This is a genomic window from Sodalis sp. dw_96 (assembly GCF_018449575.1).
Taxonomy (GTDB): Bacteria; Pseudomonadota; Gammaproteobacteria; order Enterobacterales; family Enterobacteriaceae; genus Acerihabitans.
Genome location: NZ_JAAVUT010000010.1, coordinates 137,287 through 157,965 on the forward strand (window position 1 = coordinate 137,287; position 20,679 = coordinate 157,965).

The 20,679-nt window shown below is 58.9% G+C and carries 16 protein-coding genes; 12 read left to right on the top strand and 4 right to left on the bottom strand.

Annotated features, from left to right (window positions below):
• Positions 1 to 7: 7 nt before the first annotated feature.
• The gene (rsxA, locus tag HB631_RS16250) at positions 8 to 586 is read right to left on the bottom strand and encodes an electron transport complex subunit RsxA (protein WP_132921701.1); all 579 of its coding nucleotides are present in this window, start codon (positions 584 to 586) and stop codon (positions 8 to 10) included.
• Positions 587 to 927: 341 nt separating this feature from the next.
• Between rsxA and nifL the strand changes: the two genes are divergently transcribed.
• The 5 genes from nifL to HB631_RS16275 all read left to right on the top strand — a co-directional run bounded on the left by nifL (position 928) and on the right by HB631_RS16275 (position 8,724).
• On the top strand, positions 928 to 2,436 hold the full coding sequence (nifL, locus tag HB631_RS16255) for a nitrogen fixation negative regulator NifL (protein ID WP_213992211.1): 1,509 nt from the start codon (positions 928 to 930) through the stop codon (positions 2,434 to 2,436).
• Complete coding sequence (gene nifA, locus HB631_RS16260; RefSeq protein ID WP_213992212.1) at positions 2,436 to 4,022, top strand: nif-specific transcriptional activator NifA; 1,587 nt, start codon at positions 2,436 to 2,438, stop codon at positions 4,020 to 4,022. The genes nifL and nifA overlap by 1 nt, the downstream gene beginning before the upstream one ends.
• A gap of 386 nt (positions 4,023 to 4,408) precedes the next feature.
• Positions 4,409 to 6,592 carry a hypothetical protein gene (locus tag HB631_RS16265; protein WP_213992213.1) on the top strand — a complete coding sequence of 728 codons (2,184 nt, stop codon included), beginning with the start codon at positions 4,409 to 4,411 and terminating at the stop codon, positions 6,590 to 6,592.
• Positions 6,593 to 6,769: 177 nt separating this feature from the next.
• Positions 6,770 to 8,179 carry a nitrogenase cofactor biosynthesis protein NifB gene (gene nifB / locus HB631_RS16270; RefSeq protein WP_213992214.1) on the top strand — a complete coding sequence of 470 codons (1,410 nt, stop codon included), beginning with the start codon at positions 6,770 to 6,772 and terminating at the stop codon, positions 8,177 to 8,179.
• Positions 8,179 to 8,724: a nitrogen fixation protein NifQ gene (locus HB631_RS16275; RefSeq protein WP_213992215.1), complete on the top strand. Its 546-nt coding sequence runs from the start codon at positions 8,179 to 8,181 to the stop codon at positions 8,722 to 8,724. The genes nifB and HB631_RS16275 overlap by 1 nt, the downstream gene beginning before the upstream one ends.
• Positions 8,725 to 9,132: 408 nt before the next feature.
• Here HB631_RS16275 and hutG read toward each other — a convergent pair whose 3' ends face one another.
• From hutG to hutC, 3 genes are all read right to left on the bottom strand, one after another.
• Positions 9,133 to 9,933 (bottom strand): N-formylglutamate deformylase, encoded by an 801-nt coding sequence (gene hutG / locus HB631_RS16280; protein WP_213992216.1) that lies wholly within the window; start codon positions 9,931 to 9,933, stop codon positions 9,133 to 9,135.
• 169 nt (positions 9,934 to 10,102) lie between these two features.
• Positions 10,103 to 11,323 carry an imidazolonepropionase gene (gene hutI, locus HB631_RS16285; RefSeq protein ID WP_213992217.1) on the bottom strand — a complete coding sequence of 407 codons (1,221 nt, stop codon included), beginning with the start codon at positions 11,321 to 11,323 and terminating at the stop codon, positions 10,103 to 10,105.
• A 31-nt stretch (positions 11,324 to 11,354) separates the two neighbouring features.
• The gene (gene hutC, locus HB631_RS16290) at positions 11,355 to 12,065 is read right to left on the bottom strand and encodes a histidine utilization repressor (RefSeq protein WP_213992218.1); all 711 of its coding nucleotides are present in this window, start codon (positions 12,063 to 12,065) and stop codon (positions 11,355 to 11,357) included.
• Between the two features lie 181 nt (positions 12,066 to 12,246).
• Between hutC and HB631_RS16295 the strand changes: the two genes are divergently transcribed.
• The 7 genes from HB631_RS16295 (at position 12,247) to hutU (ending at position 20,664) form a co-directional block, all read left to right on the top strand.
• A complete protein-coding gene (locus HB631_RS16295) occupies positions 12,247 to 13,620 on the top strand; it encodes a formimidoylglutamate deiminase (protein ID WP_213992219.1) in 1,374 nt (457 codons plus the stop codon).
• Positions 13,617 to 14,246, top strand: a complete 630-nt coding sequence (locus HB631_RS16300) for a HutD family protein (RefSeq protein ID WP_213992220.1) — start codon at positions 13,617 to 13,619, stop codon at positions 14,244 to 14,246. The genes HB631_RS16295 and HB631_RS16300 overlap by 4 nt, the downstream gene beginning before the upstream one ends.
• Positions 14,247 to 14,530: 284 nt before the next feature.
• A complete protein-coding gene (locus HB631_RS16305) occupies positions 14,531 to 15,508 on the top strand; it encodes an ABC transporter substrate-binding protein (RefSeq protein ID WP_213992221.1) in 978 nt (325 codons plus the stop codon).
• Positions 15,509 to 15,519: 11 nt separating this feature from the next.
• Positions 15,520 to 16,383: an ABC transporter permease gene (locus tag HB631_RS16310; protein ID WP_213992222.1), complete on the top strand. Its 864-nt coding sequence runs from the start codon at positions 15,520 to 15,522 to the stop codon at positions 16,381 to 16,383.
• A complete protein-coding gene (locus HB631_RS16315) occupies positions 16,380 to 17,189 on the top strand; it encodes an ABC transporter ATP-binding protein (protein ID WP_213992223.1) in 810 nt (269 codons plus the stop codon). Before HB631_RS16310 ends, HB631_RS16315 begins: the two co-directional genes overlap by 4 nt.
• A gap of 189 nt (positions 17,190 to 17,378) precedes the next feature.
• Entirely contained in the window at positions 17,379 to 18,935 is a 1,557-nt protein-coding gene (gene hutH / locus HB631_RS16320; RefSeq protein ID WP_213992224.1) for a histidine ammonia-lyase, read from the top strand.
• 43 nt (positions 18,936 to 18,978) lie between these two features.
• Entirely contained in the window at positions 18,979 to 20,664 is a 1,686-nt protein-coding gene (gene hutU, locus HB631_RS16325; protein ID WP_213992225.1) for a urocanate hydratase, read from the top strand.
• Positions 20,665 to 20,679 lie beyond the last annotated feature (15 nt).

The window sequence follows — 20,679 nt, forward strand, 5'->3', positions numbered from 1 at the left end:
TATCTCCTTATCCCGCCAGTCCGGCAAAACCGGTAAAGGCCAGCGCCAGGATGCCCGCGGTGATAAAATTTATCGGCGCGCCGCGAAACAGCAGCGGAGAGGAGGCGTTGCTTTGCCGCTCCCGCAGACCTGAAAAGATCACCATCACCAGGGAATAGCCCAGCGAGGAACTGAAACCGAACACCACGCTGTGCAAAAAACTCAGATTATCGTCCAGCACCAGCAACGCCACCCCGAGCACCGCGCAGTTGGTGGTGATAAGCGGCAGGAAAATTCCCAGGGTGCGGTACAGGGCCGGGCTCTGTTTGGCCAGGAACAGCTCCAACAGCTGCACCAGGGACGCTATCACCATAATCAGCGAGAGCAATCGCAGATATTCCATACCCAGCGGCACCAGGATCCAGTGATAGATCATCCAGCCCAAACCGGCGGACAGGGTGATGACAAAGGTGGTTGCCATGGACATCCCCAGCGCCGAATCCACTTTATTGGTCACGCCCATAAACGAGCACAGGCCAAGAAAGCGCGACAGAACGATGTTATTCACCAGGCCATTGGCCAGAACAATCAGCAAAATCTCTTTCATACCCTTCCCCGACAGCCAAATACTTCTTCACAGAGGTATTGCGAAAGCTGTGCCACAACGCATCGCGCAAAAAATGGGCGATTGTAGTGCAGGATCGTGCTTCATGCTGGCGCGTGCAGGGAGTGTGTCGCGGGAACAAAAAGCGCGGGACAGGGGCAAAAGGGGATTTTCTGGCCCAAAACCCCTGTTTAGATCAATGTTTGTGTCGGTTTTTTGTCGGCAGGTATCAAACTTGCACAATTTACATTGTTAATTGCGCTTCATGTCATCCTGTCGTGATACCTGACAAATTGTCGTGAAACGCACAGCAGATTTTTGACCCAGATCACGCAGGAGTTTTTATGCGTTTACCTTTATTTGATGAGACTTCGCTGCTGGAAAAAACCGCCCACGCGCCGGCATTGTCGGCCCTGCGCCCGGCTCTGTTTTATACAGCGGTGGAGCAATCATCGGTGGCTATCTCTATTACCGACCCCCAGGCGAACATTGTCTACACCAACCTGGCTTTCCGTCAGTTGACCGGCTACAGCGAAGCGGAGCTGACCGGTATAAATCATAATCTGCTGGCCAGCCGCCAGACGCCGAAAAGAAACTACCATGAAATGTGGAACTCCATCACCCAAGGTCTGTCCTGGACCGGGCAACTGATCAACAAACGCAAGGACGGCAGCCTTTATCTGGCTGAGGTCAGTATATCTCCCATCTTTAGCCCGGACGGCCAGATTGAGCATTATCTCGGCATGCATAAAGACATCAGCGACAGCTATGCCCTGATGCAGCGTTTGCGCAATCAAATGTCCCTCATTGCCGCGGTGCTTAATAATGTGCCGGCGCCGGTTATCGTGCTGGATGAGCATGACAACATCGTGATGGATAACCTGGCCTACAAAACCTTATGCGCCGACTGCGGCGGCGGTGAACTGCTGGCGGAACTCGGTTATCCCGCCAACAAAGCCCGGTTGGCCGAAGGCGAGCGCGTTTCGCTGAATATCTGCGGCGTTACCCGTACCTTCGGCATGAGCATCTGGCCGCTGTCGGAGGTAAATGAAGAGGTCAGCCGGTTTTTTATCAATGTCGCGCCGCCCCGTACCCTTATTACCCTAATCGATGACAGCGAGCGACAGCGACAGCGTACGCAACAGCGTCTGGAGCAGCTTAAACACCGCCTGGCGTCCGGGAAACTGCTGGCGGCGATCCGTGAATCCCTGGATGCAGCTATGGTCCAGCTAAGCGGTCCGCTGAATATGCTGGCCGCCGCCCGGCGTCTTAAGCCGGATGACGAGATGCATCCCGGCCTCGACGCCGCCTGGCAAGAGGGCCAACAGGCGTTGGCGCGGCTACAGGCCTGCCGTCCGTCACTGGTACAGGAAGAAAATGATTTCTGGTCGGTGGGAGATATCTTGCAGGATCTGTCGGATCTTTATCTGCCGCGCATCCGTGGGCTGGGCAAGCTTAACTGGCAGTGCCGTCCGGAAATATTGCTGGGCTGGGGACAGCGTCACCAGGTGTTGGCATCCCTGAGCCTTTGGCTGGATCGCTGCCTGACACTGGCGGGAGAGCATCCTTCCACGCCGCTTACCATTACCATCAGCGCCTATGCGCAGGACAACGCGTTCTACTTCGCCCTGCAGGATAACCTGTCGCTGCATCCGGTCCAGACCGTGGTCCAGCCGCAGACGTTCACCACGCCGGGACACGGCATGGAATTGCGGTTGATACAAACCCTGATCGGTAATCATCAGGGCATGATTGATATCCATACCCAGGCGGAGGGCGGGACGCATCTGACCCTTCGCCTGCCTTTGCCTGCCAAGCTGTTCAGGCATCCGGTCATAGCAGGAGAATCCTAATGAATCATCTCCCCACCTCCGAACACGTTTCGCGGCGTTTTGATCTTTCACAGCAGTTTACCGCGCTACATAAAATCAGCGTGGCGCTGAGCCGTTCACTGGACATGGGGCAGACGCTCCAGTCTATGATCCAGGCTCTGTATGAACACGCTTTTATGCAGTACGGCATGGTCTGCCTATTTGACAAAACCCGTAGCGCTTTATTTATCGAAGCGATCTACGGCGCCGACAGTGAAGTGGTGAAGGGATTCAAAAATGTGCGCTACCGTATCGGCGAGGGCATACTGGGGACGGTAATGAGCCAGCAGCGTTCGCTGGTGCTGCCCCGGGTGTCGGACGACCCGCGCTTTCTTGACCGGCTTAATCTTTATGATTATAACCTGCCGTTTATTTGTGTGCCGATTCCCGGTCCTGACGGCATCCCCCTCGGGGTGCTGGCGGCGCAGCCGATGGAACTGCACGAAGACAGGTTGCCGGCCAGCACCCGGTTTCTGGAAATGGTGGCCAACCTGATTTGCCAAACCGTTCGGCTGGTGGGGCATATGAGCGTCGAAACCGAGGCCCTGCGCCAGGAGCGGGATACCCTGCGCCGTAAGGTCAAGCATCAGTACGGCTTTGACAATATGGTGGGTAAAAGCCAGTCCATGCGGCAAATTTTCGATGTCATCCGCCAAGTGGCCAAATGGGATACCACGGTATTGGTGCGCGGCGAGAGCGGCACCGGCAAAGAGCTTATCGCCAACGCGATTCATTATAACTCGCCGCGCACTCTGGAGCCGTTCGTGAAATTCAACTGTGCGGCGCTGCCGGATACCCTGCTGGAAAGTGAATTGTTCGGCCATGAGAAGGGCGCGTTTACCGGTGCGGTGCGCCAGCGTAAAGGACGTTTCGAACTCGCCGACGGCGGTACGCTGTTCCTGGATGAAATCGGCGAAAGCAGCGCCTCTTTCCAGGCGAAATTGCTGCGCATTCTGCAAGAGGGCGAGATGGAACGGGTCGGCGGCGATACCACCATTAAAGTCAATGTGCGGATTATCGCCGCCACCAACCGTAATCTGGAAGAAGAGGTGCGTGCCGGTAATTTTCGCGAAGATCTCTATTATCGCCTGAATGTGATGCCCATCAGCCTGCCGCCGCTGCGGGAAAGGCAGGAGGATATCGTCGAGCTGGCGCAATTTTTAATCGCCAAACTGTCGGCCAAGCAGGGACGTGAACTGCGGGTCAGCGACGGTGCGCTGCGTTTGCTGTTGAGCTACAGCTGGCCCGGCAACGTGCGCGAACTGGAGAACTGTCTGGAACGGGCGTCGGTCATGTCGGAGGAGGGATTGATCGACCGTGACATTATTTTATTCAACCACAGCGAATGCGCCGCCATGTCCGCCCAGGGGGCGCCCCACGGGTTGTCTCAATCTTCGCCGCATTCGGAGTCCCAGGGGGACAGCGATATGGACGACCGGCAACGGCTTATCGCCGCACTGGAAAAATCCGGCTGGGTTCAGGCCAAGGCCGCCCGTTTGCTGGGCATGACGCCGCGTCAGGTCGCCTACCGCATTCAAATTCTTAATATCAATATGCATCGGTTATAAAAAAAGCAACGGTTATAAAAGAGACGTTCCCCGCTGCCGGTATCCGGCGGCGGGGGACGAATATCCCCAGCTAAACGTTGTCTGGTTTATTATCGTACTCTATATCAATTAAATCATATCAACTAAATAAAGAATCACTCATATCAATTATGTTTAAAACTGCGCATTGTTTGAAAGACTCCTGGTAAAAAAGTGTCTATTCATGACAATTCCTGTTATCCTATCCAGAGTAAGCGCAGTGATTTTTCAAAGATAACACCCTCTAAAATAAACGAATGTAAACTTAAAGAATCAAAAATAGATTTTTATGACACTAATTAAAAATAATATTAATTTTTTATTTTCATAAAGTCAGACTATTTAAATTGAACCAGGTAATAAATAAGTTGAAGCATATATTTACTCTTTTGCTGCGAAAAATATATCCCGGCCGGCGTGATTATCCGGCCATTCCGGCAGGCGCCGGGGGATATTTTTTCCCGGCCACCTATCTGCTGTTTGCCGCCTATTTTCTTATCGGAATATTCGGCCGGTTTCCCTGGAAGGCGGATGAGCCTTATTCGTTCAGCATCGTCTGGAACATCCTCCGGCAGGGGGAGTGGCTGGTGCCTTATGTGGCCGGCGACCCTTTTTTGGAGAAACCGCCGCTGATGTTTTGGCTCGGAGCGCTGTTCGCCAAGGCGTGGCCGGGGACGGCGGCATACGAATCCTCCCGCTTGGCGGTGGTCCTGTGCATCTCGGTGACGGTGGGTTCGTTGTTATGGGCGGCGGCATGTCTGCATCGCGAACGGCAACGGGGGCGGCGATGCCCGCTCCCCCTGATGCCGACCCGGGCGGTCTGGCAACTGAGCGCCCTGGCTTTGCTGGTGGGGACGCTCGGCCTGGCGGAGCATGTGCATAAATTTACCGCCGACCTGGGCCAGATGGCCGGCGCCGCCCTGGCGCTGGCGGCACTGGCGGCCGGCATTGCCCGCTGCGCCGTGCCGGTAGAGAGCACGCCCTTGTCGTTGCCGCCGGGAAAGGTGCCTGGGAACAACACCGCCGGTGGCGCCGCGCCGGTAGAGAGCACGCCCTTGTCGTTGCCGCCGGGAATAGCGTTTGGCGCCGGCACGGGTATCGCCTTTCTGTCCAAGGGATTGCTGGTGGCGGGTATCGCGGGCCTGTCCCTGATGTGCTGCCTGGCGTTATTGCCGGCATTCCGGCGACGCGGCGGCCTGAGATTCGCCCTGGCCGCCTTGCTGGCGGCGCTGCCGTTTGCGCTGCCTTGGCCGCTGGCGCTCTACCTGCGGGAACCGGAGCTGTTTATGCAGTGGTTCTGGGTGAATAACGTCGGCCGCTTCGCCGGTTTTACCGAGCTGGGCGGGCATGATAATCCCCTCTCCAATCGCCTGCTGTCGCTGATGGCGGGCGGGGCGCCGCTGTCGTTTTTGCTGCTGGCCGGGCTGGCGGGGGCCGCGGTCCGCACGGTATCCGGCCGCTGTCGGCGTCAGCGATTATATCGCCTGTTGCACCGCCGCCCGGCCTATGCGGCGGTGCTGATCTTCCTGACGGTCGGCCTGGGCACCTTGATCTCTTCCGCCTCCATGCGCGGTATTTATCTGCTGCCGCTGTATCCCGCCATGGCATTGGCCGCGCTGCCCCTGGTAGTGCGGCGGCATCGCCGCGGGACTGAATTCGGCGTGAGGTTAATGCGATGGGTCGGGATAGAACGAAGCGGGTTGGGGCGAACAGTATTGCAATGGTCAACCGGGGGGCGTACGGCCATGGAGCGGTCGGCGCCACGGCGAACGGAACCGCGTTGCGCGGCGTTGTGTCGGATAATAAACGCGCTCTGCGTCGCGCTGCTGGCGCTTATCCTTATTACCTGGCACCAACTGAGCCGCCACGGGGAGCCCTTGTTGTTGCGAATGCTCTGGCCGGGGGTGGGGCGGGTGTTTCCCCAATTCTTTATGCTGCAGACCCATTGGCTGTTGCAAGGGGCGGCGGTGGCGCTGGTTGTCCTCTGGTGGCGGGTTATCCGCGCCCGGAATGAAGTCCGGCTGCTGATGTCCTGGTCCGCCGGGCTGGCAATGCTGTGGGTGACGGCCTTTTTATTGCTGATGCCGTGGTTTGACGCGGCGCGCAGCTATCGCACCACCTTTCAAGCCCTGACGCCCCTGGTTATTCAGGGGAATTGTCTGTCCACCGACGGACTCGGCGAGTCTGAGCTGGGACTGCTGCATTATGTCACCGGCCGGGCCGGGACCCGAATTTATGCCGGCTGGTCAGGTGAAGGTGACGGCGTCACGTTTAACGATTCCTCCTTGCGCTGTAACCTGCGGCTGGTACAGGATTCACTGAAAAATCCGGGTAAAAATCTCCCGCCGGACTGGCGTGAAATCTGGCGGGGACACCGCCCGGCCGACGCCAACGGATTTATCCTCTACCGTCGTAACGGCGGTGATATCTCAAGTCGAGACGCGGGTAGCCTCTCAGATCAAGACGCGGGTAGCATCTTAAGTCGAGACAAGTGCGGCATGTCAGGTCGAAGCGAGAATGATCTCACACGTCGAAACGGGAGCGACAGTTAAGGGCGGCTGGTTTTGTCGTATATAAGACAATGTCGGCAACGGGGGGTTGAACAACACAGGGCCGCCAGCGGTCGGCGTGATCCAACTATAAGAAATATAAGCTATTAAGCCCCCGGATTTCCAGGCATGGCATTTGCAATATGACAGCTATATGTCGTAATGCAAAAGGCGGTTTACATGGCATCTTGTCACTCCTCAGATAATTCGGGCTGCGGTGCGTCCGGTGGAGCGGAATTAACGCCGCTCCAGGCGGAAAAAGTAGCACAACATCCCTGTTATTCCCGCTCCGCCCATCATCGTTATGCGCGCATGCACCTGGCGGTGGCCCCGGCCTGTAATCTGCAATGCCACTACTGCAACCGTAAATATGATTGCAGCAATGAATCCCGGCCGGGGGTGGTATCGGAAGTCCTTTCCCCCGCCCAGGCGATTGCCAAGGCCCGCCATGTGGCCGCCGCCCTGCCGCAGTTGGCGGTTATCGGCATCGCCGGTCCGGGGGACCCGCTGGCGAATATCGCCCGCACCTTCAATACTCTGGAAGGGTTGCGCACGGTGCTGCCGGATATCAAACTCTGCCTGTCCACCAACGGCCTGGCGTTGCCGGAGGTAGTGGATCGACTGGTGGACGTCGGTGTGGATCATGTCACGGTAACGGTCAACGCCCTGGATGTGGACATCGCGACACAAATTTACCCCTGGCTGTGGTTCGACGGCGAACGCCTGGAAGGGAGGGAAGCGGCGGCGCTGCTGCTGGCCCGTCAGGAGGAGGGTATCCGCAAACTGACCGCCCGGGGCATTATGGTCAAAATCAATTCGGTGCTGATCCCGGGCATCAACGATCGCCACCTGCCGGCGGTAAGCGAGAAGGCCCGTGAATGGGGCGCCATGTTGCACAACGTCATGCCGTTGATTTCCCGGCCGGAGCACGGCACCGTTTTCGGTTTACAGGGGCAGCGGGAGCCCAGCGCCCAGGAAGTCGCCGAGGTACGAGCCAACTGCGGCATGTCGATGCCGCAAATGGCCCATTGCCACCAATGCCGGGCGGATGCCATCGGTATGCTGGGTGAAGATCGCAGCCAGAGTTTCCCGCTGTCGGCGATACCGAAAACCGCCGAGCCCTATCTGCCGGTCATGTATCAGCGGGCGCAGATCCAGGCCGGCATCGCCACCGCCGGGGAATCCGAGTCCGCTGATGCCTGTTTGGTGGCCGTCGCCACGCGGGAAGGGGTGCTGATCGACGAACATTTCGGCCACGTACAGCGGTTCCAGATTTACAGCGCGTCGGCGGCCGGCGTGAAGCTTATCGGGGAGCGGTTCACCCCGCCTTTTTGCACCGACAAGACCGAATGCGATGATGAAGTCAGCCGGCATGAGCAGCGGCTTGATGCGGTGGTGGCATTGCTCGCGGATGTCTCCGCGGTGTTTTGCGCTCGCATCGGCATGAGCCCCTGGCAGCGCCTGGAGCAGGCCGGCATCGAGCCTTGTGTATCCGGGGCCTGGCAATCGGTCAGCGAGGTCATTGAGTTATGGTGGCAACAACACCGACTGTTGCCGTCCCCCGCAAAAGACCGCAAGGGGGTGGCCTGATGGTTAAACGACCCACCGAGAATCTGCTGCACGCACCGGCGGAAATCTGGTTGCGGCGCTTAATGATAAACCACCTGGAAGGCCGGGCGCGTTTCCCCGCGGATATGGGCTTGCCGTCCGCCGCTTACCGACAGTTGGCGCAGCGGGTGTTACTCGCTCCCGTTCCCCGCTCGCACGCCCTGCGCCAACAGGACGATTTACTCACCCTGCTGCAACATTCCCGCAGGCCGGAACGACAGGGACTGGCGGAGTGGCTGCAACAATATATGGTGCCCCGCGGCGCGCCGTTAAATCAGCTCATCGCCGGCGGCTCCCTGGGTTTTAATCATCTTTGGCAAGACCTGGGGCTATCGTCGCGGGAGGAATTACGGGAATTGATGACCGACTGCTTCCCGGAGCTGGTGCGCATGAACCATCGCAACATGCGGTGGAAGAAATTTTTCTATCGCCAGCTGTGCCTGGCTGAATCCGGCGAAATCACCTGCCGTTCGCCAAGCTGCGAGCAATGCGTCGAGCAGGAAACCTGCTTCGCCCCGGAAGACTAAGGGGCAACCGTCACTCGCGATCACCGAACGTGACAACAAGCGAGCCAAAGTCAACCTTTGCCACAGTGAGCGCGTATTAAAGGGAGAGCGTGCTGATGGGGTCGAAGCGGGCGTGGTTTTTCCGCCCGCCGGAGTAGCCGTCTTCCAAGTCAACAACTTTGACAGGGTCTCGCCTGCTCCTTTTATTCTATGGCGGCCGTTTATGCATCACTTCAAGCCCAAACGGGGCCCGGTCAGGACAGGATACTGGATCGTAAACACGCCGTGAATACGTCCATGTAGGCTCGATCCGCGCCATCCCTGGCGCGGACGGTTTACTCTTCCAGCATCCTGTCCCTCCCCATTAACTTCATGCACATTGGCCAAATCGAACCCGTGGCCGGGCCCGCCGCACACGGGCCAGAACCGCTATCCCTGCGTCTTACCCCATTCCACCATCATGGTCAGCAGCGCCTTAAGCACCGGCTGCAATGACTCCGCCCGTTCCGGCAGATAATCAAAGGGGATCTCCTCGCGCATATAATTGCACTGCGCCAATTCCAGCTGCACCGCGTGCTGCCGGGCATGGGGCTGACCGTAGGCCCGCGTAATATATCCCCCCTTAAAACGCCCGTTGATAATATAGCTAAAGGGTTGCCCCTGACAAAAGGCGCTTAATTTTTCCCCCAGGGACGAAGCGCAGCTCTCACCCTGATTGGTGCCGAGATTCAGGTCCGGCAAAATGCCGTCAAACAGACGCGGAATCACCGAGGCAATGGAATGAGCATCGAAAAGCAGCGCATAGTCATGACGGGCCTTGATCTCACTCAAACAGTCCTGAATTTTCCGATGGTAGGGATGCCAGATTTCATCCAGATAACGTTTGCGTTCCTGCGGCGAAGGGGCCTTCCCCTCTACAAAGGTCGGGGTGCCGTTAAACAGCGTATCGGGATACAAACCGGTAGTGGCGGTAGCGTAAAGAGGTTTATCGTCCGGCGGTCGGTTAAGGTCGATAACCATACGCGAATAATTCCCCACTAAAATATGGGCGCCCATCTCACGGGCGAAATCGTACAGCCTGGGAATATGCCAGTCCGTATCCGACAACGGCCGGGCCGCCTCGCTAAGACCCGCTTCCACCGCCGGCGTCAGTTTGGTGCCGGCGTGGGGTATGCTCACCAGTAACGGTATCGTCCCGGGTTCATAACTGAAAGCATCTTGAATTTGCATTCCTTGAGTCCTCCTGATTAAGACTTTACCAGCATCTATACCCGTCATCTTTCAAGTTGCAGGCGCGTTGGCTGCGCTCGTTCACCCAAATCACTTACTTCAGTAAGCTCATCGGGGTTCTCTCGCTTGCCGCCTTCCTGCTACTCGAAATCTATTGGGTATAAGATTATTATCGGCGACGTTCGCCACGATATACCACGGTGACCGGCATTTGTCCCCCCAGCCAGTAGGCCAGCTCCGCCGGATGCTTCACCGGCCAATGCACGAAATCGGCCATCTTGCCCGCTTCCAGCGAGCCCAGTGTGTCCCCCAGCCCCAGCGCGCGGGCGGCGTTAAGGGTAACGCCCGCCAGCGCCTCTTCCGGCGTCAGGCGAAACAGGGTACAGCCCATATTGATCATCAAACGCAACGAACAGGCGGGGGAGGTACCGGGATTGATATCGCTGGCCAGCGCCATCGATACGCCGTGCCGGCGAAACAGCGCCACCGGCGGGTGTTGCGTTTCACGCAGCATGTAGCAGGCCCCGGGCAGCAGCACCGCCACCGTGCCGGATAACGCCATGGCGCGGGCATCGTCCTCGGTGGCGTACTCTAGGTGATCCGCCGACAGCGCCCGCCAGCGGGCCGCCAGCGAACTGCCGCCCAGGGAGGATAACTGTTCGGCGTGCAGCTTCACCGGCAATCCCGCCTGGCGGGCGGCGGCAAACACCCGAGCGATTTGCTCCGGTGAAAACGCCAGATGCTCGCAAAAACCATCCACCGCGTCAGCCAGACCAAGGGCCGCCACCTCCGGGATCCAGCGCTCGCACACCAAATCGATAAATTCATCCGCCCGGCCCCGGTATTCCGGCGGCAGCGCATGGGCGGCCAGAAAGGTGGTACGCACCTGGATGGGATATTTTTTGGCAATCCGCCGGGCCACCCGCAGCATTTTTATTTCATCGTCCAGGGTCAGGCCGTAGCCGGATTTTATTTCAATGCAGGTCACGCCGTCGGCCATCAACATGGCCAGCCGGGCTTCCGCCGTCGCCATCAGTTCATCTTCACTGGCGGCGCGGGTGGCGTTCACCGTGGAAAGGATACCGCCGCCGGCGGCGGCAATGTCGGCATAGCTGGCGCCGTGGAGCCGCTGCTCGAATTCCAGGCTGCGATTGCCGCCGAACACCAGGTGGGTATGACAATCGACAAACCCCGGCGTTATCAAACCGCCGCCGAAATCATGCCGCGCCGCGCCAGGGGCCGCGGGCAGGTCGGCCCGCGGGCCGACCCAGGCGATACGCCCTTTCGCCACGGCGATGGCGCCGTCTTTTATCAGGCCGTAATGGCCCTGATGTAACGTCGCGACGTCGGCGCCCAGCCAGATACTGTCGAATTTTAGTGTTGCAGGCATTGCCGGTTCCCCTCTCAAACAGTCAGTTCAGTTAAGCAATAAAGCTGCCAAAAAGTTGATAGCGCGTTCCGGGATAGAGCAGGCGCGCCGACGTCACCACTAATTTGCCGAACCAGGTGCGGCGATGAATCAGCAGGCAGGGCTCGTTATCCGCCAACTGCAACAGCTCCCGCTCCCGGGCGCTGGCGCACACGGCCTCCACCCGATGCTCCCCGGCGGTAAGCGGGGCGGCTTGCGTCAGATAAAAATAGGGGGTGATTTGGCTAAAATCCTGCGCCAGATAATCCGGGGCGGTCAGCGGATTGACGCAGCGATCTTCCAACTGCACCGCGATATCATTTTCATAATGCACAATCATCGAATGGAATAACCGCTGCCCGGGCTGGATACCCAGCGACAACGCTTCCTCGCCGGTGGCGGCGCGGGCGGTCAGCTCCAGCAGCCTGCTGCTGTGGCGATGGCCGCGGGCGGCTATTTCATCGGCGATGTTCCGCACTTCCAGCATGGCGGTTTGCGGTTTAAGCTCGGCGACAAAGGTGCCGACGCCCTGCATACGCAGCAGGTATCCCTCGCTGGTGAGCTCCCGTAAGGCCCGGTTGATGGTCATGCGGCTGACGCTCAGCTCCGCCACCAGCTCGCTCTCCGAGGGGATCCGTTGATGCGGTATCCAGGTGCCGGAGCGAATCTGCTGGACAATGGCTTGCTTGACCCGCTGGTAAATCGGCGCGGGGGAATCACTCATTATGGCGGACAATTGTGCTGCAGACTGTATTTCAGTCACTTTCCAACCTCGTGATGCGGGATCATAATAAAACAGTTTACTGTTAGATTAAGCGTATGTATATGTATAGACAAGTGGATAAGCATTTCGTCTGGATGACCGCATTACCAACCCTTATTTTTAACCTGAACCGGAAACCGCCATGCCCGTTTTTTTTGCTTCCCGAGCGCTGTTGGCGCAGGGATGGACCCACAATGTCCGTCTTACCGTCGATTCACAAGGTATCATAAAAACCGTCGAATTCGACGCCTCGTCCACGGACGCTGTCTTGCTCTCCGGCCCCGTTCTGCCGTCCATGCCCAATTTGCATTCCCATGCCTTCCAGCGCGCCATGGCGGGTTTGACGGAAGTGGTGGGGGACCCCCAGGACAGCTTCTGGACCTGGCGCGATGTGATGTACCGCATGGTGCGGCAACTGACGCCGGATCAGGTGGGGATTATCGCCCGCCAGCTCTATATTGAAATGCTGAAGGGCGGTTACACCCAGGTGGCGGAATTTCATTATCTTCATCACGACGCCCAGGGGCAATCCTATGAGAACCCGGCGGAGATGGCGCTGCATATCAGCCGGGCGGCGGTGGAAAGCGGTATCGGACTGACCCTGCTGCCGGTGCTCTACAGCTATGGCGGTTTCGGCGCCCAGCCGGCCCAGGAAGGGCAGCGGCGCTTTATCCAGCAAACCGAAGGTTATCTGCGTCAGCAGCAGGTGCTGATTAAACATCTGGCGGGTCTGGATGGCCAAAATCTCGGGGTGTGCTTTCATTCGCTGCGCGCGGTGGATGAACGGCAGGTAGCCGAGGTGTTACAGGCGTCGGGACCGGATTTGCCGGTGCACATCCATGTGGCGGAACAGGAAAAAGAGGTCAGCGACTGCCTGAGCTGGTCAGGACAAAGGCCGATTCAATGGCTGCTGGATCATTTCCCGGTGGACGATCGCTGGTGCCTGATTCATGCCACCCATATCGACAGGGCGGAATTAACCGCCCTGGCCCAAAGCGGCGCGACGGCGGGCTTGTGTCCCACCACCGAAGCGAATCTGGGGGACGGAATTTTCCCCGCCACGGATTACCTGGCCCTGAATGGCCGCTGGGGCATCGGCTCCGACAGCCATGTCTCCCTTAACGTGGTGGAAGAACTTCGCTGGCTGGAGTACGGACAGCGCCTGCGCGATCAGCGGCGCAACCGTATCGCCGGCGCGCGGCACAAAGCAGTGGGGGATACGCTGTATCTCGGCGCCCTGCAAGGAGGCGCCAAGGCCTGCGGCGCGCCGTTAGGACAACTGGCCCCGGGATATCGCGCCGACTGGCTGGTGCTGGATGAACGGGATCCCTATATCAGCACCGCCGCCGACCCGGCACTGCTCAATCGCTGGCTGTTTGCCGGCGGACCGGGGCAAATCCGGGATGTGTTTGTCGGCGGACGGCAGCTGATAAGCGACGGGCATCACCGGCTTGAGCAGGAAAGCGCACTGGCTTTCGCCGAGGTATTGCGGGATCTGCGTCAGGAGGCTTTATGAGCCGGCCGCTGCGTTTCTCTTTCGATGAACTGCCGGTAAGCCGCTGGCGCAACGGCGGCGGCGAAACCCGGCAAATCGTCAGCTGGCCCGCGGCGGAGCTGTTGCCCGCCGACGGCGGACCGCTGCCCGCTATTGACGATTTTGCCTGGCGCGCCAGCATTGCCACCATCGACCGGGACGGCGGTTTTTCCGCTTTCCCCGGCGTTGACCGCAGCATAACCCTGCTGGAAGGCAACGGCGTGGTTTTGCATGGGGTGCAAGGCGCGGCCCATGCATTGACACAGCCGGGAGAACCCTACGCCTTCGCCGGTGAGGAGCCGGTTAACGCCGTGCTGGCGGGAGGTCCCAGTCGGGATTTCAATATCATGACCCGGCGTCTGGATTGGCGGGCCGCGGTGGCGCGAATGGATCATGAATTCCCGCTGCCCGCCGGTCACAGCGGCGTGCTGTATGTCCTGGCGGGTAAGTGGCGCCTGCTGGGTGAAAATGATGAAAATAAGGCGGCGGACGACAAGCCGCTGGCGGCGCGGGACGGCTATTGGTGGCACCACCTGCCGTCGCCCCTGGCGCTGCGTCCGCTGTCAACCGGGTGCCTGGCGCTATGGGCGGATATCACCCCCCGGTAATACGTTCACCAAAAGGACGCAAAACACTGCATGATTTCAGTGCGCGACGCGTCATTTTGGTACAGGCCGACGAGATATGGACGCGGCGACAGGCGGTAAGCAAGTCAAATCGGGGTTCCGGCAGCGGCGGGGCGAGATTATAAGGCGCCGCGTCCGTTGACGCCATTCTGGCATAAGCTTTGCTTTGGTTTAGGAACCGGGTCTTGTATAGACAAGTCAATGTGCGTCGCAAGGCCTGGCTTTTAGACGGCCATCTTGACCGCCTGCCAACTCAGGAGTGGGATATGAACAGTGTCGGTACCGGAAAATCATTCGTAGGTCGCGTAAACCTCCTGGCCCTGGTTATGGGCCTGATATTGACCGCGCCGGTTATGGCGGCGGATACCCCGGTGGCTATCGGCCTCTCCGGCTGGACCGGCTTCGCGCCGCTGACCCTGGCGGATAAAGCGGGAATATTCAAACGCCACGGCCTGGATGTCACGCTGAAAATGATCCCGCAAAAAGACCGGCACCTGGCCATTGCCTCCGGTGACGTGCAATGTGCGGGCACCACCGTGGAAACCTATATCTCCTGGAACGCCAACGGCGTACCCATCACTCAGATTGTCCAGCTGGACAAATCGTTCGGCGCCGACGGCCTGGTGGTACGCAACAATATCAACAGCATAAAAGACCTGAAGGGCAAAACCGTCAGCGTCGATGCTCCCGGAACCTCGCCCTATTTTACCCTGGCCTGGATGCTGGATAAAAACGGCATGAGCCTGAAAGACGTCAAGATAACCACCCTGGCTCCGGACGCGGCGGCCCAATCGTTTATCGCCGGCAGCAACGACGCCGCGATGACGTATGAACCCTATCTCTCCTCCGTGCGGAAAAACCCGGCCAAAGGCAAAATTCTCGCCACCACCCTGGACTATCCCATGGTGATGGATACCCTGGGCTGTACCCCCGCCTTCCTGAAAAAGAATCCCCAGGCCGCCAAGGCCCTGGTGGAAAGTTATTTCGATGCGTTGGATATGATCAGGAAAGAGCCGGATAAATCCAATGAGATCATGGGTGCGGCGGTGAAAGAGTCCGGCAAGGCCTTTGCCGAGGAATCCAGCTACCTGCGCTGGCAGGATCGCGGGCAAAACAAGACATTCTTCAACGGCGAGATTAAAAACTTCGAACAGGAAGCGGCCAATCTGCTGCTGCAGATGAAAGTCATTCGTAAAATACCGGATCTCAACACCCTCTATGACGCCAGCTACGTTAATCAATAAAGGGGCGCATCATGTCCGTTGATAAGGATATCGCCGCTCTGGCGGCCAAAGAGCCGGCACCGCTGCCGGCGGCCAGGCAAATCCGCCACAACCCGCTGCTGGTGCCGCTGCGGCCGGTCTCTTCCGGCCAACGTTGGTTCCTCGGCATCAGCTTTTTTGTGCTGTTTTTCGCTTTTTGGGCTCTTGCCACCTTCGGCGGCGGGGTGTCGCCGACCTTTCTGGCCGACCCGGTCACCATGGTGCATGAAGGTTATCTGTTGTTCACGGAATACAATTTTTCCCTGGATATCGGCATGACGGTCATGCGGGTACTGGGGGGCTTTATCCTGGCGGCGGTGCTGGCGGTACCGCTGGGCATCATGATGGGCTCTTACAAATTGGTGGAAGCCTTTGTCGAGCCTTTTGTCTCCTTTTGCCGCTATCTGCCGGCGTCGGCGTTTATTCCCCTGCTGATCCTCTGGGCCGGCATCGGGGAAACGCAGAAAATACTGGTGATTTTCATCGGATCGTTTTTCCAGATCGTGCTGATGATCGCGGTGACCGTCGGCGGGGCGCGGCGGGATCTGGTGGAAGCGGCCTATACCCTGGGGGCCTCCAGCCGCAGCATTGTGCGCCGGGTGCTGATACCGGGCGCCGCGCCGGAAATCGCCGAGCTGCTGCGTCTGGTGCTGGGCTGGGCCTGGACCTACGTTATCGTCGCGGAACTTATCGGTTCCTCCAGCGGTATCGGCCATATGATTGTGGACAGCCAGGCGTTGCTCAATACCGGGCAAATCATTTTCGGTATTATCACCATCGGCTGTATCGGTCTGTTGTCGGATTATTTATTCAAGGCGTTTAACCGCCGTCTGTTTGCCTGGAGCGTGGCGCCATGAATCTTTCAAACAACCACGCCTCGAACTACGGCAAACTCAACATTCGCCAGGTCGCCAGGACCTTCACCGGCCCGAAGGGCCAGCAGACCCAGGCATTATTACCCATCGATTACCGGGTGGAGGAAAACGATTTTATTACCATTCTCGGCCCCTCCGGCTGCGGTAAATCCACCCTGTTGCGCATTATCGCCGGCCTGGACCGGCCGAGCGCCGGCGAAGTGTGGCTGGACGGCGGTCTGATTGACGGTCCGGGAGCGGATCGCGGCATGGTTTTTCAAAGCTATACGCTGTTTCCCTGGCTGACGGTGGAGCAGAATATCTGCTTCGGCCTGCGGGAAAGGGGCCTGGGCAGCGCCCTGCAGCGGGAGCGCTGCGATTATTTTATCGCCAAGGTCGGGCTGCGGGGATTTGAGCAGCACTTTCCTCGTCAACTGTCCGGCGGCATGCAGCAACGCACCGCCATTGCACGCGCCCTGGCCAACGATCCGAAGGTGCTGCTGATGGACGAACCCTTCGGCGCCCTGGATAACCAGACCCGGGTGCTGATGCAGGAGCTGTTGCTCAGTATCTGGGAGTCGTCGCGCAAAACGGTGCTGTTTGTCACCCACGATATCGATGAAGCGATTTTCATGGCCAATAAAGTGGCGATTTTCAGCGCCAGGCCGGGAAGAATTAAAACCGAGGTGGCGGTGAATTTTCCCCATCCCAGGGATTATACTTTGAAAACCACCGCGGAATTTATGGCGCTGAAAGCGCGCGTCACCGAGGAAATCCGCAGCGAAACGCTGCAAAGCCAGACCGGCTGAGGTTGAAAATCGGGGTGGTCCGTTATGCCGCGGCGGCCTCGGTATCCTGATTATGTCGGACTGCGTTTGGCTGACCGGGCCAAAACGTAATGTCCTGGGGTCGCGGAAATCGCGTTAAAACGTAACGCGCCGGAGCGTTCTTTTTTATAGATATAAAAGCGGCTTTACTTGTATAGACAGGAATAGATTATGCAATCTTTATTAACATTGCGCCCTTATCGGCTGGTGCCGGGTGAAGTGGACCTGGCGGCCCTCAGGGCGATTTATCAAGGGGAAGTGGTGCTTTCCCTGGATCCCTCCGCCTGCGAGGCCATTAATCAGGCACAGCGTACGGTGCAGAACATCCTGGCCACCGGCGAGGTGGTCTACGGCATCAACACCGGTTTCGGTAAGCTGGCGCAGACCCGCATTCCCGCCGAACGGCTGGCGGAATTGCAGCGTAATCTGGTTTTGTCCCACAGCGTCGGCACCGGCAATCTGCTGGAAGATAACGTGGTGCGCCTGGTGATGGCCTGCAAAGTGGTAAGCCTGGCGCGCGGCCATTCCGGCATCCGCCTGCCGGTGGTGGAGGCATTGCTGGCACTGTATAACGCCGGCGTGATGCCCTGCATTCCGGCCAAGGGTTCGGTGGGCGCCTCCGGAGATTTGGCGCCCCTGGCGCATATGTCGCTGATGCTGCTCGGTGAAGGACAGGTAAGGGTAAAAGGCCGCTTGATGAGCGCGGTGGAAGGCTTGGCCCTGGCCGGCCTGACCCCGGTGGAGCTGGCGCCGAAAGAGGGATTGGCGTTGCTCAACGGTACCCAGGTTTCCACGTCCCTGGCGCTGGCAGGCCTGTTTGAAGCCGAACGCTGCTTCGCCGCGGGTCTGGTGGCCGGCGCGTTATCCTTGGAAGCCATTAAAGGCTCGGTGAAACCTTTTGATCCCCGTATCCATCAGGCGCGCGGGCAGTCCGGCCAGATTGCGGTGGCGCAAGCGGTGGCGGCGATGCTGGAGGGCAGCGAGATCGTGGTTTCCCATGTCAACTGCGGCCGAGTGCAGGATCCCTATTCAATCCGCTGCGTGCCGCAGGTGATGGGGGCCTGCCTGGACAATCTGGCTTTCGCCGCGCGCACGCTGCGCATCGAAGCCAACGCCGCTTCCGATAATCCGCTGGTGTTTACCGATAGCGGCGAGGTGATTTCCGGCGGCAATTTTCATGCGGAGCCGGTGGCGTTCGCCGCCGATATCATCGCCCTGGCGGTGGCGGAAATCGGCGCCATTTCCGAACGGCGTCTGTCGCTGCTGCTGGATACCGGCCTGTCGGGTTTACCACCCTTTTTAATCAACGAGGGTGGCGTAAATTCCGGTTTTATGATTGCCCAGGTCACCGCCGCCGCCCTGGCGTCGGAAAATAAATCCCTGGCGCATCCCGCCAGCGTCGATAGTTTGCCCACCTCGGCCAACCAGGAAGATCATGTGTCCATGGCCACCTTCGGCGCCCGTCGCCTCGGCGATATGTGTTTTAACACCTCGGTGGTGGTAGGCATCGAAGCCATGGCCGCCGCCCAAGGCATTGATTTCAACCGCCCGCTGCGAAGCACGGCGCTGCTGGAAGAGCAGTTGACCGCCATTCGCGGGCGGGTGGCGTTTATGGAGCGCGACCGGCTGCTGGCCCCCGACATCGAGGCCATGCGCCTGTGGGTAGCGGAGTTCAGCCTGCCGCCGGTGGTGGAGTCGCTATTGCCCAGCTATCAAATGACGTTTTGAATATCATCGTTAATTTTAAGCCATGAAAATGAAGGAACCCGTAATGAAAAAAGATTTCAGCCATGCCGTCGCCCGTCCGGTCAGCGCCCCCCGCGGCACAGAACTGACCTGTAAAAACTGGCTTATCGAGGCCCCGTATCGCATGATCCAGAATAACCTCGATCCGGATGTGGCGGAGCGCCCGGACGATCTGGTGGTGTATGGCGGTATCGGTAAAGCGGCCCGCAACTGGCCCTGTTTTGAAGCGATTCTTGACAGCCTGCGCGAACTGAACGAAGACGAAACCCTGCTGGTGCAGTCGGGCAAGCCGGTAGGGGTGTTCCGCACCCACGTGGACGCGCCGCGGGTGATGATAGCCAACTCCAACCTGGTGCCGCACTGGGCGACCTGGGAACATTTTCACGAGTTGGATCGGGCGGGACTGATGATGTACGGCCAGATGACCGCCGGTTCCTGGATTTATATCGGCGCCCAGGGCATCGTGCAGGGCACGTTCGAAACCTTTGTCGAAGCCGGTCGCCAGCATTACGGCAGCGATCTCAAGGGCAAATGGATCCTCACCGCCGGCCTGGGCGGCATGGGCGGGGCGCAGCCGCTGGCCGGCGTGCTGGCGGGGGCCTGTGTCCTGGCCATTGAATGCCAGGAATCCCGCATTGATTTTCGTCTGCGCACCCGTTACCTGGATCGCAAAGCCTACAGTATCGACGAAGCGCTTAACATGATCGAAACCGCCTGCCGCCAGGGAGAGGTTATTTCCGTCGGCCTGCTGGGCAATGCGGCCGAAATCATGCCGGAACTGGCGAAACGCGCCGCCGCCGGCGGACCCCGTCCCCATATCGTTACCGACCAGACCTCGGCCCACGATCCGCTCAACGGCTACCTGCCGGCGGGCTGGAGCCTGGAACTGTGGAACCAGGCCAAGAAGGCGGATCCGGAAAAAGTCATCAAGGCCGCGCGCCAGTCCATGGCGGTGCATGTACAGGCTATGCTGGAATTCCATAAAATGGGCGTGCCGACGGTGGACTACGGGAATAATATCCGTCAGGTGGCGTTTGAAGAGGGCGTGGAAAACGCGTTCGATTTCCCCGGTTTCGTGCCGGCCTATATTCGTCCGCTGTTTTGCCAAGGCAAAGGTCCCTTCCGCTGGGTGGCGCTTTCCGGCGATCCGGAAGACATCTATAAAACCGACGCCAAGCTCAAAGAGCTGTTCCCGGATAATACGTCACTGCATAACTGGCTGGATATGGCCCGTGAGCGCATCGCTTTCCAGGGCCTGCCGGCGCGGATTTGCTGGCTGGGTTTGGGGGAACGTCATCTCGCCGGTCTGGCTTTTAACGAAATGGTGCGCACCGGCGAATTGAAAGCCCCCATCGTCATCGGTCGCGATCATCTCGACTGCGGTTCCGTGGCCTCGCCGAACCGTGAAACCGAAGCCATGCGCGACGGCTCCGACGCGGTGTCCGACTGGCCGTTATTGAACGTCATGCTCAGTACCGCCGGCGGCGCGACCTGGGTTAGCCTGCACCATGGCGGCGGCGTCGGCATGGGCTTTTCACAGCATGCCGGCATGGTCATCGTTTGCGACGGCAGCGAAAAGGCCGACGAACGCCTGGCGCGGGTGTTGTGGAACGATCCGGCCACCGGCGTTATGCGCCACGCGGATGCCGGTTATCCTGAAGCCATCGCCTGTGCGGAAAAATATGGACTTAAACTGCCGATGATTGGATAGTAAATCCATGAGAAC

Bases quoted from the DNA above. Each gene is read 5' to 3' on its own strand.
- hutU (WP_213992225.1), top strand. From the start codon at position 18,979: ATGAAAAAAGATTTCAGCCATGCCGTCGCCCGTCCGGTCAGCGCCCCC.
- nifL (WP_213992211.1), top strand. From the start codon at position 928: ATGCGTTTACCTTTATTTGATGAGACTTCGCTGCTGGAAAAAACCGCC.
- HB631_RS16315 (WP_213992223.1), top strand. From the start codon at position 16,380: ATGAATCTTTCAAACAACCACGCCTCGAACTACGGCAAACTCAACATT.
- hutI (WP_213992217.1), bottom strand. From the start codon at position 11,323: ATGCCTGCAACACTAAAATTCGACAGTATCTGGCTGGGCGCCGACGTC.
- HB631_RS16300 (WP_213992220.1), top strand. From the start codon at position 13,617: ATGAGCCGGCCGCTGCGTTTCTCTTTCGATGAACTGCCGGTAAGCCGC.
- HB631_RS16295 (WP_213992219.1), top strand. From the start codon at position 12,247: ATGCCCGTTTTTTTTGCTTCCCGAGCGCTGTTGGCGCAGGGATGGACC.
- rsxA (WP_132921701.1), bottom strand. From the start codon at position 586: ATGAAAGAGATTTTGCTGATTGTTCTGGCCAATGGCCTGGTGAATAAC.
- hutH (WP_213992224.1), top strand. From the start codon at position 17,379: ATGCAATCTTTATTAACATTGCGCCCTTATCGGCTGGTGCCGGGTGAA.
- HB631_RS16275 (WP_213992215.1), top strand. From the start codon at position 8,179: ATGGTTAAACGACCCACCGAGAATCTGCTGCACGCACCGGCGGAAATC.
- HB631_RS16310 (WP_213992222.1), top strand. From the start codon at position 15,520: ATGTCCGTTGATAAGGATATCGCCGCTCTGGCGGCCAAAGAGCCGGCA.
- hutG (WP_213992216.1), bottom strand. From the start codon at position 9,933: ATGCAAATTCAAGATGCTTTCAGTTATGAACCCGGGACGATACCGTTA.
- HB631_RS16305 (WP_213992221.1), top strand. From the start codon at position 14,531: ATGAACAGTGTCGGTACCGGAAAATCATTCGTAGGTCGCGTAAACCTC.
- hutC (WP_213992218.1), bottom strand. From the start codon at position 12,065: ATGAGTGATTCCCCCGCGCCGATTTACCAGCGGGTCAAGCAAGCCATT.
- nifA (WP_213992212.1), top strand. From the start codon at position 2,436: ATGAATCATCTCCCCACCTCCGAACACGTTTCGCGGCGTTTTGATCTT.
- nifB (WP_213992214.1), top strand. From the start codon at position 6,770: ATGGCATCTTGTCACTCCTCAGATAATTCGGGCTGCGGTGCGTCCGGT.